Below are 16,471 nucleotides of genomic sequence, written 5' to 3'. Positions count from 1 at the left end.
TTTTTCACCTCACAACGCTCCAATTCTTGTAGCAACATCTTCTGCCCTATACTCTGGCTTTAGCTTAACAGTTGCTATTTTTCCCTTTTTTCCTATCCTTGTGTTAACACTTTCCACTTTAACCGCAAATATTTTCTCAATCGCTTCCTTTATTTGCTTCTTATTTGCATCAATTTTTGTGATGAACTGAAGGGAATTATTCTTCTCCATAAGAACCATTGTCTTTTCAGTTATATATGGATGCCTTATTATCTCATATGGATTCATATCTCTCACCCAGCTTAACTATCGCTCCTTTAGTATATACCGTAAGCCTGCCCGCCTGCCCTCCTGGCGCAAGGTGCGCAACATTTAGCTCATCCACACTTACAACATCCACACCAGCTAAATTATCAGCAGATTTTTTAATTTTTTCCTTTTTATCTGTAACAATAAGGATTGACTTTGGTTTTCTATATTTCCTTCCCCTCAATTTTCCTATTCCCGCCCTTATATGCTTCCCTTCCTTTGCCCTTACAATATCATCACCAATCCCTATTTTCTTGAATAAAGAAATTATATCCTTTACCTTGCTTACATCATTGAATGTGTCATCCAGAACTATGGGTAATGAAGTATTAAATTTGTGACCTCTTTGCTTCACAAGCTCTTCATTTGCAGTTGCTGAAATTGCTGAAATTCTAGCAAGGATCATTTCTTTTCTATTAACTTTTCTTTTCCATATCTTCTCCACTTTTGGAGGATGTGCTTCTCTTCCCTTTACAGTTTGAGGTGCAAAAGCCCCTCTTCCAGATGCAATACGAGGTGTTCTGGAAATTCCTCTACCTGGACCAAAAGATTCCGCAACATAATGGCCCGCTCTTTTATCTGTTCCATATGGCTGGCGAGAGTTAGAGCGAATTATGTTGAATGCTTTTCTTATCAAATCTGGTCTATACTCAAAAGAGAAGCATTTTGGAAGATCAATTTCTTCCTTTATTTCCCCATTTATATCATAAACGATTGCTTTCATCTTACACCCTGTCTGCTTGTTGTAGATATATATGCAATCTCTGGTTTCTCAACCTTTACGCCAGCATGATAACGAATTGCCTTTCTCATAAAAACAAGTCTTTTTGTGCATCCAACAATGCTCCCGTGTAATATTACATAATCATTTCTTATAAACCCATAGCGAATAAAACCACCTGGAGGATTTATTTCCTCAGGCTTCTCCCCTATCTTCAATATTCTCTTATTATACTCTGTTCTCCTATGGAATCCCATCTGGCCTGCTTGCGGGACAGAAGGGCGGACCCACGAAAGCCATGGGCCGAGGGTTCCTATCATTCTTCGGTGCTTTCTGTTTTTGTGATGCAATAGCTTCACTCCCCACCTTTTTATATGCCCTTGAAATCCTTTTCCTTTTGAAACACCTATTATATCAACCATTTCCCCCTCTTTAAAAACATCTTTAACACTTATTTCTTTTCCAAACAAACTTTCAGCAAGAGAATATTTATCCTTTAGCTCACCTCCAACCCCAATTTCAAAAATTTCTGGAACTTTCTTTGGCACACCTGTAACCTTGTATGGCTGGGTATGTGCAATTACTCTTATTTCATCATAATTAGTGTATTCCTTCTTTTCTTTTTTCTTTGGAAGGCAAATTAGCTCACTTAAAGCTTGTAAGTCATCGCTCCAGATCTCACCAATGCTCCTCATTCCATATGGAGTATATTCATAGAACCTCATTCCAACAACTTTCATTGGGGGAGTTTCAACAATTGTAACAGGCACCATAACTTCCTGCCCTGATGTAAGGGAAGTAGGGCGATAATCAACCAGCATTACATGTGTCATCCCTGCTTTATAACCAGCAAAACCAAGCAAGCCCTCATTACCCATCCAGCTTCTTACCGCTTGCCTTTCCGAACTAACTCTCTTGCGGGGCGAATAGCCCAGTGATCCTCTTTTAGGTTTGCTATGCTGAGACATTTTAACGCCTTACCCAAATATGAGAGGAGATATATAAAATTGTTGGATAAAAATTTATCGCTATGCGCAAACATTTTAAGAATGATTAATGATTTATATTCATGCTTTATATGACAACTAAATGGTTTGGAGTATTCTTATATGATGAGAAAGAGATAAGGGAAAAGGTTCTTTTTCCAAAAAATGCGGATGAAATAGCAAACAGGCTATATAGAATTTCAAAAGGAGGAATAATTGAAGAGGAAATGAAATTTGAAAAATATAAGCCAATAGTTAAAGAAAGAAGGTTGCTTGCTGTTGGAAGAGAGGGAAAATTTAAAGAAATTAAGATAAGCGCAGAAAAATTTGGATATGGAAAGAATTTGCTGAGAGAAGTATGCATAAGGTTTTCAGTTAAAAAAATTGAGGAAGAGCAGAGAAAAAGGGAAAGGAGAATAGCGGAAGCGGTTAATGCAATAGATGATATAATTAAAGTTACAAATATATTGCTTGAAAGAGTGAGGAGCTGGTATGAATATTTTTCATTTGATGAAGAAATAGATGGAATTTTTAACCTAAAAATAGGGGAGGGGGAGCTGGATAGAGAAGAGGAGGAAAATCTGAAAAACATGGCAAGAATAATAGAATCTTTAAACATTGCAAGAGAAAAACTGCAGAAATATATAGAGGTATCGATGGAGGAAATTGCACCAAATCTGACAAAGCTTGTTGGTCCTTCGATAGCATCAAAGCTTGTTGCAAGGGCGGGGGGCATAAATGAGCTTGCGAAAAAGCCCGTGAGCACGATACAACTGCTGGGGGCGGAAAGAGCTCTTTTCAGGCATTTAAAGGAGGGTGTGGCGCCACCAAAACACGGCATAATTTTTCAGCATGAAATGGTAAATAAAGCTCCTAAAAACAAGAGGGGAAAAGTAGCGAAAATGATGGCTTCAAAAATTTTAATTGCTTGCAGGGCGGATGCATTTACTGGAAATAGAATATGGGATAAATTGAAAAAAGAAATGGAAGAAGATTACAATGAGATTTTGGGAAAAAAACATTAAACTTTAATATTGGAAATTGATTAACTTTGTGATTCCCACAAAACTATTTCTGACTAAAGGAGCTGGAAGGCATAAAGACCAGCTACAATCATTTGAGCTTGCACTGAGAAATGCGGGAATACAGCATTGCAATCTTGTAAGTGTGTCCAGCATAGTTCCTCCCCATTGCAAAATTATATCCGCTGAGAGAGGAAAGGAATTACTTTCTCCAGGACAAATAACATATGTGGTTATTGCAAGAAATTCAACAAATGAGCCAAATCGCTTGATTGCTGCATCTGTTGGAATTGCAATTCCTAAGGATAGAAGTTTATATGGCTACCTATCTGAATATCATAGCTTTGGAGAATGTGCAAAAATAGCGGGTGAAAAAGCGGAAGATTTAGCTGCAACAATGCTTGCAACAACTCTTGGAATAGAATTTGACCCGAATAAAGCATGGGATGAAAAAAAGCAGGTTTTCAGGATGAGCGGAAAAATTGTTAAAGCAAGCAACATAACTCAAACCGCAAGAGGAGATATTCACGGGCTATGGACGAGTGTTGTTGCTGCTGCGGTTTTCATAGTTGAGTGAAAATGAAGAAAATAACTCCTATTTTCTCTCCATATGGGTATGCCTTCAATTCCGCCCGCCTGGCGGAGGCATGCGAGATATATAAAAAGATGATTGAGGATGATGCAACAATATGCTTTACTTTGGCGGGAGCAATTATTCCTGCTGGGCTTGGAGGAGCAATAATTGAAATGGTGAAGCGCGGGCTCGTTGATTTTATAATTTCTACTGGAGCAAATTTATATCATGACATGCACTTTGCCCTTGATTTGCCAGTTTATAAGGGAAGTTTTAATGTGGATGATCGAGAGCTTGCAAAAAATGGGATAGTCAGGATATATGATATATTTATTCCTCTTGAAACCCTTTTTGAGACAGATGCCTACATACAGGAGAATTTTGATATTGAAGGGAATTTTTCAACCGCAGAAATACACAATTATCTAGGAAAAAAATTGCTTGAAAATTCAAAAAAGCCATCTAACTCTCTTCTTGCAACATGTGCAAAATATGATGTGCCAATTTACTGCCCTTCTCCTGGAGATTCTTCAATAGGAATGAATTTATCTTATTTAAGGCTGAAAAACAAAAAAATTCATACAGATGTGGAAAGGGATGTGCTTGAGACAACCGCAATAATATATAATAGCAGGAGGAGCGGGGCAATAATTCTTGGAGGAGGAGCACCTAAAAATTTCTTCATGCAAACCCAGCCGATGATAAGCCAGATATTCAAGAAAAAGGAAAGAGGACATAACTACTTCATCCAAATAACGAGCGATGTGCCACCTTATGGCGGGCTCTCCGGCGCCACCCCGCAGGAGGCGATTTCATGGAAAAAAATAGATGCAGAATCAAAAACATGTGTTACTGTTTATGGTGATGCGACAATAATTGCTCCCCTGATTTTTTCAAGTGTTAAAGACATGAGGAGGAAACATAAAAGATTGTACAGGAAAAGAGAAGAGTTTTTGGAAAAAATGTTTGAAGAAGTAAAATGAAATACACATATGAAAGATTTTATGAAGAGGTTAAGAATGGGATAAAGAAAGCAATTAAAAAAATTTATGGAATTGAGTATGAGGTGAAAATTGAAAAGCAAAAAGTGGGGGATGCATCCTTTGCATGTTTCTCCCTTTCAAAAGAGGTTAAAAAAAGCCCGATTGAAATAGCGGAAGAGATAAGTAAAAGCATAGAAGGAAATTTAATAAAGAGAGTTGAGGCAATAAATGGTTATGTAAATTTTTATATAGATGAAGAGAAGCTCGCGGAGGAAACTTTAAATTTTATAGATGAAATGGGAGAAAATTTTGGAAGCTTTGAAAAGAAAGGAAAGAGGGTTATTGTTGAGCATACTTCCGCAAATCCAAACGGTCCATTGCATGTTGGAAGGGCAAGAAATCCAATAATTGGAGATACAATAGCAAGATTGCTGAAATTTGGAGGATATGAAGTTGTAACTCAATATTATGTTGATGATATGGGGAAGCAGGTGGCGATTCTTTTCTGGGGAGTTAAAAATTTAAGGATTGAGGAAGAAAATAAAAAGATGGATCATATTTTTGTTGAATATTACAAGAAAGCGTTTGAATTAATGGAGAAAGAGGAGAAAGTTAAAAATGAAATAAATGAAATAGTAAGGAGATGTGAAAGGGGGGATAAGAAAATTTTAGAGGAAATAAGAGAAGTATATGAAAAAGTTCTATCTGGAATAAAAGAATCACTTGAAAATATAAACATAAGGATAGATGAATTTGTTGAAGAATCAAGATTTGTTATAGATGGAAGTGTTGAAAAATTAATCAGGGAAATTTCAGGTTCAGATTGCATAAAGGAGGAGGAAAATGCTTTTTATCTTGACTTGACATCTTTTAATATTTCTGGAATGGACAATAAATTCTTCCTAACCAGAAGTGATGGAACTTCTCTCTATCCCCTTAGAGATGTTGCATATCATATATGGAAAGGAGAAAGAGCGGACATAATGATAAATGTATTGGGAGAGGATCATAAACTTGAGGCAAAATGTGTTGAGATAATTTTAAAAATTTTGAATAAAAAAACTCCTGAAAATATATTTTATGCTTTTGTTTCTCTTCCAGAAGGAAAAATGTCAACAAGAAGAGGGAGGGTAATTTATTTAGATGATCTTTTTGAAGAAGCAATTGAAAGAGCAAAGGAAGAAGTTAAAAAAAGAAGGAAGGAAGATGAAAGCAAAATTGAATATATTGCAAGAAATGTTGCAGTTGGAGCAATAAGATATAATATAATAAAGGTTAAACCAGATAAAGCAATAGTTTTTAAATGGGAAGAAGCCCTGAATTTTGAAGGAGAAAGTGCTCCTTTTATTCAATATGCACATGCAAGATGCTGTTCAATATTGAGAAAGGCTAAATATGAAAAATTAAGGGCAAAATATGAGCATAGTAGCGAAATAGAATTAATAAAAACAATTGCATATTTCCCGGAAATTGTTAAAGAGAGCATAGAAAATAGAAATCCTTCAATTATAGCGGAATACGCTTACAAATTAGCTTCTCGCTTTAACATATTTTACAGAGATTGCAGGGTTATTGGAAGTGAAAAAGAAAAGGAGAGAATTGCTATTGTAAATGCAACCAGACAAGTTTTAAAGAATTGCCTGAATTTGCTCGGAATAGAAGCACTTGAAGAGATGTAAATGTTATTTTGATATTTTTTCTCTTATTTCTTTATACTTATTTCTTCTCCTATCAAAATTTCTATCTTCTCATGATATTTTCCATATGTTATTTTTTCTCTTTTGCTTTCATTTCCAACCCTTACTTCAATATAGTAATTTCTTGCCATATTAGTAACATTCTCAATTGTTATGCTTTCATTTTCATTCAATGAAATGCTTTTATTGAAAATCAAATAATTATCCAGCGTTAAAAGGCGAATCTCCAAGCTTACTGTCTCATTCCTTTCATTTTTTATTTCTATTTTCAATGGCTCATAATTCATCCACCATACCAAAAATAAGCAAATCAAAAATATGGATAAAAGCATAAACAGAATTTTAAGCCAGATTTTCATTTAAATTCTTCCCAGCAGATTATTTCATCAATTCTTTTCCTTATTTTTTCCTTCCCATCCTCTTTTGGATAGCCAAGCGTCATCAGAGCTATTATTTTACAGTTTTCCGGCACTTTAAGAATTTCTTTTGCCTTATCTTGATAAAATGCCCCTATCCAGCACGTTCCAAGCCCTTTCTCAGCAGCAGCTAAAGCGATATGCTCCATCGCAATGGCAACATCAATGTGGCAGGCGGGTATTCCATTACTCATCACATAATCAGTATAGGTAGCCACACCCGCTATAACAACCGGCGCCTCGCTCACAAATTTCTGGTTTTTCGCCGCCTCGCTGAGCTTTTGCCTTTTTTCCTTATCTTTCACAATTATAAATTTCCATTCTTGCAGATTTTTGGCGGAAGGGGCAAGGCGGGCATGCTCTATTAGCTCGATTATTAATTCATTCGAGACATCTCTGCTTTCATATTCCCTTACACTTCTCCTATTTTTTATTATATCAATTAACATTTTATCACCATCGCTATGTTTTTAAATAGAAAAGTATTATTTAAACAATGTTCCAGGGCAAAATAAAAGCGGATTTTATGAAGCTGATTACCAATGCAATAGAAATACTTGTTGATGAAGCAAAGATAAAAATAAAGGAAGATGGAATATATGGAAGAATGGTTGACCCCGCGCATGTCGGAATGATTGACTTCAAAATAGAAAAGGATGCTTTTGATGAATACAAGCTTGATGATGAGGAAGAGATAGCTTTTGATCTTGAAAAACTATCTGGAATTTTAAAAATAGCGGGTAGCAATGACATGGTGGAGATAAAATATGGTAAGGAAGAAGCTCGCCTTATAATAAGGATTGGAAATATAACAAAGAAAATTGGATTGCTTGATGCAAGTGAAATGCCTGATACAAAAGTTCCATCTCTTGAGCTACCCGCAGAAATTGTTGCACCAACAGAAAAATTGTATCAGACAATAAGATGCACAGAAGGAATCTCTGACCATATAATTCTTGAAGGAGATAAAGATTATTTTGAAATGAGAGCAGAAGGAGATAATGATAGTGTTGAGTTGAGACTTTCAAAAGAAGAGTTAATAAGTATAAAATGCAATGATAAAGTAAAGAGCATGTTTCCAATAGACTATCTAGGAGATATGATCAAGATTGCCAAAGATGCTAGCCAAGAAGCAAAAATATATTTGGGAAATAATTATCCTGTAAAAATCTATTTTGAAGCATTGGGAGTAATAAAAATAACTTATCTCCTTGCTCCAAGAATTGAGTCAGATTAAATATATTTCCTTAATGCTTTCCCTCTCCACCTCGCTCCTCACATATATTTGCATATATCCATCTTTTTCTCTTATTTGCTCAACCTCTCCATTCATGACTTTATAATTTCCTGATTTAACAAAAAATTTTAGATGAAGGGTTAAATTTATTTCAAGATTGTTTTCAACAAAAATTTTTTTATCTCCTTCATGGGTAATATTCAGCATGTAGGAAGGAATTGAATATTTTGGCTCTTTATAATTACAGGAATAAAAGCTCCAGTTTCTGAATTCAATAATTCTATATCCCCAGTAATCCCTGCAGGAGCTTGAAGGAGTAGTAGTTGTTATAAATGTTGTAGCCCCAAAAACAGTTACATCGTCCGCATGCACATGCCCCGCCAGCACAAAATTTACACTATAATTTTTTATCAAATCAATCAATTTCTCCCTCCCATAGTAGCTTTTCCCCAGAAGAGAGTTATTTTTTGTATCCCAGAGAGGATTGTGATGTAAGCATATAAATTTTATTGAATATTCCTCTTTAAGCTCTTCTTCAATCCATTTTATTTGTTCATCACTAATAGCTCCTCCCCAGTTTAATGGTATGAGGGAGAAAGCTAATCTATCTTTTTTATCCCAATCATATGAATTTACCATTATAAATTGTGCATTTCCATAGCTAAATGAATAATTTTTAAGTCCGAAATAATTTTCCCAGAAATTAAAGCCATCCTCGCTCGCTTTAAAATATCCATCATGATTTCCAGGGCAAATATAAAAAGGAACATCAAACTCCTCCAGTATTTCATATAATTTTTCATATTCTTCTTCATATCTTGCTCCATAAACAAGGTCGCCTGTTATTATAGCAAAATCAGGATGAATTAAATTTATCTCTTCTATACATTTCTTTATTGCTCTCAAATTAATTTTTTCCTTTAAATTTATTCTTATCCCTCTTGGATCACCAACATGCAAATCACTTATATGGGCGATTTTAAAATTCTGTGATATATTTTCAACAACATTTACTGCCCTCACTTCTTTCTTCTCAACCCCATCAATTAAGACTGTAATATTATAGAGTTCAGGAGGAGCAAGCTCTGGTATTCTTGCTTTGATGTATATTTTCTCTCCTATTGAGACATTTTCTATTTCAACATAAATTTCATCAGGAGTTGGTTCATATGAAGTTTCAATCTTCGCCTCTATTCTGCTGAAATCAACCTTACTTATAATTATTTCAAAACTTCCTCCTCTTTCAACTATAGCGGGATAGCCCATTTTTGGATAAAAAATTTCAAAGGAAAAGCTTTTTGGAAGAGATGGGGGAGTGATTGTAAGCAGTAATAAAGTTAAAGTAAATGCAAATATCTTTTTCATGCAAATATTTTTTCAATATTTTTAAAATTTATTAAAAATTGATTTTAACTTTTTTAAAAAGTTTTCAAAAAGTTTTAATTTTCTCCACCATTTATTATTGCCACAATGATGATGAACGCAAATCTGAGAAATGAAGAATGATGGGCGATCTGAGTGGCTCTAACTATTAAGAGCTCTCTATACTAATAGCTATCTAACTATCTTATCGACAACCATTGCCATTCTTTTGGTTTGAATTACATCATGGCATCTTATAAAATCAGCTCCATTTGCGATTGCGATTGCCTCCGCCCCGAGGCTTCCTTCCAGCCTTTCCTCGACTTGAGTTTTAGTTATATTTCCTATGAAGCTCTTTCTTGAAATGCCTATCAGAATTGGTCTTTTCAAGCTCTTTAATTCTTGCAGGCGGGCTATTATTTCCAAATTATCCTCTATTTCTCCTGTTCTTTTTCCGAAGCCAATTCCAGGGTCAACTATTATCCTTTCTTTTTCTATTCCTTTCTTAACTGCAAAGTTTATTCTTTCCTTAAGGAAATAGAAGATTTCTTCAACAACATCCTCATAATATGGAGCTATCTGCATATTTTTTGGCTCTCCTTTCATATGCATTATGCAAACCGGCAAATCATGCTCCGCTATCAATTCCGCCATTCCTTCTTTCCTCAAAGCAAAAACATCATTTATCATATCCACTCCTCTCCCAACAGCCTTTTCCGCAACCTCTGGCTTATAGGTATCAAGAGAAATCGGTATTTTTATTTCCCCCTTAATCGCTTCTATGACAGGCAAAACCCTCCTCATCTCTTCTTTTGCATCAATCTCGCTCGCAAAAGGGCGGGTGGAGGCGCCACCTACATCTATTATATCTGCCCCCTCCTTCTCAATTTGCCTTGCCCTTTCAATTGCTTTTTCATAATCAAAATATTTTCCTCCATCATAGAAAGAATCAGGGGTAACATTTAATATACCAACTATATATGTTCTTTTTCCTATCTGAAAATTTTTTCTGCCTATTTTTATGCTCATCCTGCTTTCTTTTATAATTTCCTCTATTTCTTCAGATATTTCATAAAGCCTTTTATACTGATTTTTCAATTTTTTCAACAGAATTCTTATCTGCTTCTCACTTCCTCCGATCAAAATATCCGTTCTTTGAGAATTTGGAGGCATTGCTTTTTTCGAAATTGCGGTATCTCCCCCCAATGAAAGCATTTCCTGCTTTATAATTATTGCATCCTGTGGAGCAACATCTTTTAATTTTATATTGAGATGAAAAAATTTTGGTAGCATTATTTTTATTGCTTCACTTTCAACTCCTATCTTTTCCATTTCCTTTTTTGCTTCCTTCTTATTTCTTATTACTCTTATCATATTATCACATTGTTTTTGGCAATATCTGCTTATGTATTGCAATATTTGAAATTATGAATGCAAGAGGTGGAATAAATGCAAGAAAGAAAATGAATGGATTTATAGCGGTTAGCATAATTGGAACAAGAGAAAAGTTTATATAATAGTGCATCCCGATATATTTTCTAACTTCATCTCTTACAAATTTCTTTATTGAAAGAAGTTTATGGCTTATGTAAAGCATTAAAATGCTCAAGATTGAAAGGATGATGATTTGAATCAGGCCGTGCTCAAATATTTTGTAAAAAGGATAGAAAATGAAGAAGAGATAAATGAATTGCAGAGAATATGCAAGGAATTTAAATGAAAGGGGAATGAAAATTTTTTTCTCCACCCTTACACCCAATTTTATTGCAAGGGTTTTTGCCTTTGCTTTATAATCATGCTCCGCATCTTTAAGTCCGCCCGCTATAAACTGCATGAAAAGTACTTGAATTGTGCCAAGGGCTGAGGTAATCCATGTTATTTCATTTATATCTTTATTTACCGCAAATGCCCCGTAAAGAATCAACAAAAATATACCTAAAGCAACAAAAATGTCCATTGCTGGATATTTTTTGCTTATGAAATCATAAACTGTTATTGAAATTGCTGAAAAAACAAGAATTGAGAAAGCATAAAAATTTGAATAAAGATATGAAATAAAAAAACCGAGGGAAAGGGATATAAAAAGCATCAGCAGGGTAAAGATCCAGGCATCTCTAATCTTTATCTTCCCGCTTACAAGAGGCCTTTCTTTAAGCTCATCAGACAATGCATCAACCCTATAATCAACAATATCATTGAGGGCAAAGCCATAGCAATGCCCGAAAAATCCAACAAGGAAGAAAAGGAAAAGATAAATTAAATTTCTCTCTCCATTACAGAATGCCCCTAGCACGGGAGCGAGTGCGGTTAATCCAACATTAAATGAGCGAGATAGCTTGAGGTATTCTTTAATCATGCTTTGTAAATAAAAATTTGTATTTTATATTTGCTAATTATATCCACCCATCTCAATCCATTCTTCTTGAGGAAAACAAAAAGCCAATTACTATTCCGCCAATTAAGGAAATGAAGGCGACCGCAAAAAATTGATTTTGATTTTCTTCCTTAATTTCGTTTGGAGGTGAAGTAATTACATTTATTTTTTCTATATCCCCTCCTTTATAACCCCTTGCAAGGCAAAGAGTATTTGCAATTATATATGCATCCTTGTAGTAAATTAATGAATTTAAAGAATCATTTTTTTCAACACTTCTTGCAAATTCATTATAACTAATTGCCAATACTGGCTCTATACCCATATCTCTTGCTTTCTGAATTGAATAACTTGCCATTTCTTTTGTTCTATTCATCTTTTCGCTTAAATCATCTATTCCGATTGTTTCTATTGCAAGATTTGAACAAGCAATTGCTTCAAGAGAATTAAATAAACTTGAGGAAGGGAATTCTTCTTTTTGCTCTTTAGCCCTTAAAATTGCCTCATTTGCCTTATTTATAAAATTGCTTGAATAGCCAGTTTGCTCTGATAAAATATTTGCATACGAAAAAATATCTTCCGCATAGCTATAATATTCCTCCGCTATTTCCTTAACCAAGGTTTCATCAACATTATAACTTTCATTGAAATAATTGCTCAAATTCATCCACCAATAAGCGGTATAGCATCTCTCCCTAGCATATGCAAAATTATAAAGGATTTCAAGATCTCCACCACTTTTATTTAAATATTCTTCTGCTTCAAGAACTCTTTTTTGGGCGGAGCCAATGCATTGCAGGCTTTCAAGCCCCTTTATTTTTGCTTCCCTTAATTCAGAAATGCTTTTATTGACAATTTCTTCTACCTCATCCTTTATTTCTTCAATTTTTTTTCCATTATAATAATTGCATGCATAAATTACAAAAAGAGAGTTTATTTTTGATTGAAATGCCTTACTTATTGCATAGTAATAAAATTCATTATACATCGCATTTTTTGCTTCATCAAGATTTTCCTTAGCATTTTTCAGGGAATTTGGAATTATGCTACGGGGATTATACCATGGCCATCCAAGAGGCAAATTTGTCTTACTTAAATTTTCCTCCGCCTCTTTATACATCTCTTCAGCTTCTCCTATAATTTCACCCGCCATCGGCTTCATTATTCCTCCATAAAAATCTGAAGATATTATTTGCTTATCAGATTTTTCTTCCTTAAATTTATATCCTGTGAAATAACCCATTGCCTCATTTATATCTTCTACTTCTATTACACTTATATTGTATTTCTTATTCAGCTCTTCAGAAACATTAACCGCTTTCCTCCTGTATATCGTCAATGGCCCAATTTTTTCTTCAAATAGCCTGTATTCTATGCTCTGTCCCTTAGGAACCAAAAAATATTTAAAGCCCGCGGAGCCCGCAGCGCTTCCTTTTTCAAGAATTCCTCCAACTGGTCCAATGCTTCCATCCGGATTTACCATTCCCGTCATTATCACATCATCGCTTGCACTTAAATTTTCAAGCAAGCAAATTACCGCAATTGTCATCAACGCACCCGCTGAAGGGCCACCTACAATTGGAGAAGAGGAAACAACCATGAAAATGAAATCATAGCTTTTCATATCTTTGCCCGCCATTGAGCAAGCAACTGCTACCGCCAGCTTTGCGGAGCCCTGCATATCAAGCTGGGTCATTGGTTTTGTTGTAACAAAAACATTTCCAGTGCCGTTCATCATCGTAACATTTATCTCGGTTAGCACGCCTACATAGCCATCTTCGCTTTCCGCAACCGCGGGGGCAAAAAGAGATATGTTTCTGTAAAAAACTTCTCTTTTCCATTCATTTACAGGAATTGCATTTGTTGAAACAAATAAAAGCAAGATGAGGATTGCAAATAATTTTTTCATGTTTAAATAAGAGCATATGAAGATAAATTTTACTGTTCATTTATCGAATTCAAGCCATTTTATAATTTCAAAATATCTTTGGATAATGGTAATCAAGCCCGCAAAAATGAAGTAAAGCATTACCCATTCAATGAGGAAAAAGCCAAATATCTTATATTGGACAAAAAATTGGATTATGAGAGAGATGAATAAAATTAAAATTCTATCCGCTCTTCCAAGCAAGCCGGAATAAACTCTTTTATAGCCAATTGCCTGTGCCTGAGTGCCGAGATAACTGATTAAAAGAACAATTGAAAGCGATGCTATTCCAATAATTTTATTTATCCATGGAGAGATGGCAATTCCTCCAAGCATAAATACATCCGAGAAGCGGTCTATGGAATGGTCTATAAAATCTCCTTTCTTGCTCTCCTTTTTTCTTATTCTTGCAATTTCTCCATCAATTGCATCCAAAAAGCCATTTATGATTATAAAAAAAGAGGAAACTAGAAGAAGATATCTTATTTCATATGAAAAATAGGATGAAATTCCAGAAAAAATGGCAAAGAGAAGGGAAAGATAGCTGAGGAAGTTTGCCTCTAATTTTATTTTACTTGCAATCGGATTTATTATTCTCTCTACCTTATTCCTGTATTTATCGAGCATTTTCAATCAACCACTCGCTATAATCAATTTTTCCATAGTTTGGAGGAATTTTTTCTTCGATTATTCTCCTTATCTCTTCCGCAACTTCCTTTATGCTTTTATCTGTGACATCTATTTCCCATATATTTTTATGCTTTTGCAGTGCTTTTTGAAGTATAATGTCCAGTGCTTCCGCTTCCGCATTTTCCCTTATTTTATTTTCACCCCACCCTTTTTTAATTAGCCTTCTCTTCAATTCTTCTGGATGGCATCTTAATATAATTACTCCATCGACACTCATTAAATGGCTTAAATGTCCTTCTATTATAAGCACACCTTCCTCCTTGATTTTCTTTATTTCCTTATCCATTTTCTTTTCATCAACAATTTTGCTGTTCCTCTGCTCATCATATCCAACAACAAATTTCTCATAAATTTCATCTATTCTCAATATTTTATATCCCATTTTTTTAAGAATTTTCGAAACCTCGCTTTTTCCCACACCAGGTGTGCCAGTCAGTGCTATTTTCATTTTATTAACTCAATAAATTCATATGCATCCTTTCCTTCATAAAAGCAATAGTGTATCTTTCTGTAATTTTTCTTAAAATCAAAAACATCCTTCCTAACTCTGGCAGGCTCTTCTCTATCAATAAGCAATCTTTTAAAAAATATTGCAATTTCTTCCATCTCTACTTCTTTCATTCCGAGCCTTGTAAGCTCCTGCACCCCGAGCCTTATTCCGGATGGCCTTGCGGGATGCTCATCACCTAGCACCATGTTCATGTTTGTTATTATTCCTCCTTCTTCAAGAATTTCTGCGGATTCCTTTCCTTTTTCTTTTCCAACCCTGAATAAAATCTGATGCGATTCAGTAAATCCATAATCTTTTCCTAGGACATCAAATCCGAGGTTATACAATGATTCCGCAAGCCTTTTTGCATTCTTGACAATCTGCTCCGCATATTCTTTTCCAAATTTTAGATGCTCCGCAAATGCAATTGCCTTTGCAGCAACATGGTGGAGATGATATGAAGAAGTTACTCCAGGGAAGACCGCCCAGTCAAGATATTTCATTTCTTTATCCTCTTCTTTTGTCTTATTTGCTAGTATAACCCCACCTTGAGGACCGGGAAGTGTTTTATGAGTTGATGCTGTTATTACATCCGCTCCTTCTTTAAGTGGCTGTTGAAATTTTCCTCCTCCAATCAAGCCAAGCACATGCGCTGCATCGTATATAACTTTTGCATTTTCTTCATGAGCAACTTCCGCAACCTCTTTAAGAGGAGTTGGAAAGAGAAAGACACTTTGGCCGAATAAAGCAAGTTTTGGCTTAACCTCCCTTATCAGTTTTATTGCTCCATCAACATCTATATTCATTTTTTCCTCATCAAAGGGATAGAAATGCAGATTTAGCCCGCGCAAGCCAGCAGCCCCCCATTTTCCATAAGAAATATGAGCTCCATTTGCAGTGTCAAGAGCTGTTACATTGCTTCCAGGCTCAGCAAAAGCCTTAAAAACCGCCATATTTGCAACAGTTCCAGAAGTTGGGCGGACATCCGCATATTTGCAATCAAATAGAATTTTTGCAAGCTCAATTGCTTTCCTTTCTACTTCATCAAAAAATTTGCATCCCTGATAATATCTGTTTCCAGGAGTGCCTTCCGCATATCTTCCATGAAAATCAGTTATGAGCATTTCCTGGCATAGAGGAGATAATATATTTTCAGATGCTATCATCGGCAGGCAATTTCCAAAAAATTCATTATTCTTTTTTGCCATTTCCCTAACAAACAATGCTTCTTTTAACCAATCCATAGAAGAAATAAAAAACAAGAATAAAAAATTATGTATTGATAAATAAAAATAAATAAAACCTTGTTTGAAATAATTAAATAATTAGTATTTCGTTACACGCTTCTAGCACACCATCATAAATCTGTGGATGCTGAGTAGGGCCTTGCAGCTTCTTCTGCAGAAACATAGCATCTCCTTTTCCAATTAGAGCTTCTACAATGAAGTATGAAAATATCGGGCTTTTATAAATACCCCAGAGCTGCAGCTATCGAAAATAAAAACTTGTTTTGATGATACTAAATTGTCCACAAGTGGGCGTAGATAATAAACTGTCCTTTCATATCTTGCTTCCTTCTCTATTAATTTTACAAAATTCAGTTACAAAATTCAGTCCACTTGGTGCTAGCAAGTTACTTTTTTCAGCAGCGGAATCAGCACAAAATGCAGAATCCATAGGGCAATTTGGGTCATAGATAGCTGC

Annotated in this window: 17 protein-coding genes; 5 read left to right on the top strand and 12 right to left on the bottom strand. The window is 35.1% G+C overall.

The annotated features are described in order from the left end of the window. Positions 1–9 precede the first annotated feature (9 nt). Genes H5T44_04890 through H5T44_04880 form a run of 3 tightly spaced genes read right to left on the bottom strand, consistent with a single transcriptional unit; the run spans position 10 to position 1,977 of the window. Positions 10–267: a 50S ribosomal protein L23 gene (locus H5T44_04890; GenBank protein MBC7081557.1), complete on the bottom strand. Its 258-nt coding sequence runs from the start codon at positions 265–267 to the stop codon at positions 10–12. Further along, the gene (locus H5T44_04885) at positions 254–1,012 is read right to left on the bottom strand and encodes a 50S ribosomal protein L4 (protein ID MBC7081556.1); all 759 of its coding nucleotides are present in this window, start codon (positions 1,010–1,012) and stop codon (positions 254–256) included. Before H5T44_04885 ends, H5T44_04890 begins: the two co-directional genes overlap by 14 nt. Continuing rightward, on the bottom strand, positions 1,009–1,977 hold the full coding sequence (locus tag H5T44_04880; protein ID MBC7081555.1) for a 50S ribosomal protein L3: 969 nt from the start codon (positions 1,975–1,977) through the stop codon (positions 1,009–1,011). The genes H5T44_04885 and H5T44_04880 overlap by 4 nt, the downstream gene beginning before the upstream one ends. A gap of 101 nt (positions 1,978–2,078) precedes the next feature. On the opposite strand from H5T44_04880, the gene H5T44_04875 reads away from it, so the two are divergent. Genes H5T44_04875 through H5T44_04860 form a run of 4 tightly spaced genes read left to right on the top strand, consistent with a single transcriptional unit; the run spans position 2,079 to position 6,253 of the window. Next, positions 2,079–3,020, top strand: a complete 942-nt coding sequence (locus tag H5T44_04875; protein MBC7081554.1) for a hypothetical protein — start codon at positions 2,079–2,081, stop codon at positions 3,018–3,020. A 19-nt stretch (positions 3,021–3,039) separates the two neighbouring features. Continuing rightward, positions 3,040–3,594 (top strand): arginine decarboxylase, pyruvoyl-dependent, encoded by a 555-nt coding sequence (locus H5T44_04870; protein ID MBC7081553.1) that lies wholly within the window; start codon positions 3,040–3,042, stop codon positions 3,592–3,594. A gap of 2 nt (positions 3,595–3,596) precedes the next feature. Beyond that, positions 3,597–4,574: a deoxyhypusine synthase gene (locus tag H5T44_04865; GenBank protein MBC7081552.1), complete on the top strand. Its 978-nt coding sequence runs from the start codon at positions 3,597–3,599 to the stop codon at positions 4,572–4,574. Continuing rightward, entirely contained in the window at positions 4,571–6,253 is a 1,683-nt protein-coding gene (locus H5T44_04860) for an arginine--tRNA ligase (GenBank protein MBC7081551.1), read from the top strand. Before H5T44_04865 ends, H5T44_04860 begins: the two co-directional genes overlap by 4 nt. 23 nt (positions 6,254–6,276) lie before the next feature. Here H5T44_04860 and H5T44_04855 read toward each other — a convergent pair whose 3' ends face one another. Together H5T44_04855 and H5T44_04850 are read right to left on the bottom strand one after the other, a co-directional pair. Further along, positions 6,277–6,630, bottom strand: coding sequence for a hypothetical protein (locus tag H5T44_04855; protein ID MBC7081550.1), 354 nt, complete (start codon positions 6,628–6,630; stop codon positions 6,277–6,279). After that, on the bottom strand, positions 6,627–7,136 hold the full coding sequence (locus H5T44_04850) for a nitroreductase family protein (GenBank protein MBC7081549.1): 510 nt from the start codon (positions 7,134–7,136) through the stop codon (positions 6,627–6,629). The genes H5T44_04855 and H5T44_04850 overlap by 4 nt, the downstream gene beginning before the upstream one ends. A gap of 47 nt (positions 7,137–7,183) precedes the next feature. On the opposite strand from H5T44_04850, the gene H5T44_04845 reads away from it, so the two are divergent. After that, the gene (locus H5T44_04845; protein MBC7081548.1) at positions 7,184–7,924 is read left to right on the top strand and encodes a DNA polymerase sliding clamp; all 741 of its coding nucleotides are present in this window, start codon (positions 7,184–7,186) and stop codon (positions 7,922–7,924) included. Here H5T44_04845 and H5T44_04840 read toward each other — a convergent pair. From H5T44_04840 to H5T44_04810, 7 genes are all read right to left on the bottom strand, one after another. Next, positions 7,916–9,289, bottom strand: a complete 1,374-nt coding sequence (locus tag H5T44_04840) for a metallophosphoesterase (GenBank protein MBC7081547.1) — start codon at positions 9,287–9,289, stop codon at positions 7,916–7,918. The two genes, H5T44_04845 and H5T44_04840, sit on opposite strands and share 9 nt — an antisense overlap. A 189-nt stretch (positions 9,290–9,478) precedes the next feature. Next, positions 9,479–10,660: a dihydropteroate synthase gene (gene folP / locus H5T44_04835; protein ID MBC7081546.1), complete on the bottom strand. Its 1,182-nt coding sequence runs from the start codon at positions 10,658–10,660 to the stop codon at positions 9,479–9,481. A gap of 4 nt (positions 10,661–10,664) precedes the next feature. Continuing rightward, positions 10,665–11,642, bottom strand: coding sequence for a UbiA prenyltransferase family protein (locus H5T44_04830; protein ID MBC7081545.1), 978 nt, complete (start codon positions 11,640–11,642; stop codon positions 10,665–10,667). Between the two features lie 52 nt (positions 11,643–11,694). Next, on the bottom strand, positions 11,695–13,569 hold the full coding sequence (locus H5T44_04825) for a hypothetical protein (protein MBC7081544.1): 1,875 nt from the start codon (positions 13,567–13,569) through the stop codon (positions 11,695–11,697). A 36-nt stretch (positions 13,570–13,605) separates the two neighbouring features. Then, on the bottom strand, positions 13,606–14,214 hold the full coding sequence (locus H5T44_04820) for a CDP-alcohol phosphatidyltransferase family protein (GenBank protein ID MBC7081543.1): 609 nt from the start codon (positions 14,212–14,214) through the stop codon (positions 13,606–13,608). Continuing rightward, positions 14,204–14,725 carry an adenylate kinase family protein gene (locus tag H5T44_04815; protein ID MBC7081542.1) on the bottom strand — a complete coding sequence of 174 codons (522 nt, stop codon included), beginning with the start codon at positions 14,723–14,725 and terminating at the stop codon, positions 14,204–14,206. Before H5T44_04815 ends, H5T44_04820 begins: the two co-directional genes overlap by 11 nt. Continuing rightward, positions 14,722–16,011: a serine hydroxymethyltransferase gene (locus H5T44_04810; protein MBC7081541.1), complete on the bottom strand. Its 1,290-nt coding sequence runs from the start codon at positions 16,009–16,011 to the stop codon at positions 14,722–14,724. The genes H5T44_04815 and H5T44_04810 overlap by 4 nt, the downstream gene beginning before the upstream one ends. Between the last annotated feature and the right edge of the window lie 460 nt (positions 16,012–16,471).

The sequence above is a fragment of the Thermoplasmatales archaeon genome (genome assembly GCA_014361195.1).
GTDB lineage: Archaea > Thermoplasmatota > E2 > UBA202 > JdFR-43 > JACIWB01.
Note: the sequence above shows the minus strand (reverse complement) of the source record. Positions and strands in the feature narration are given on the sequence as shown.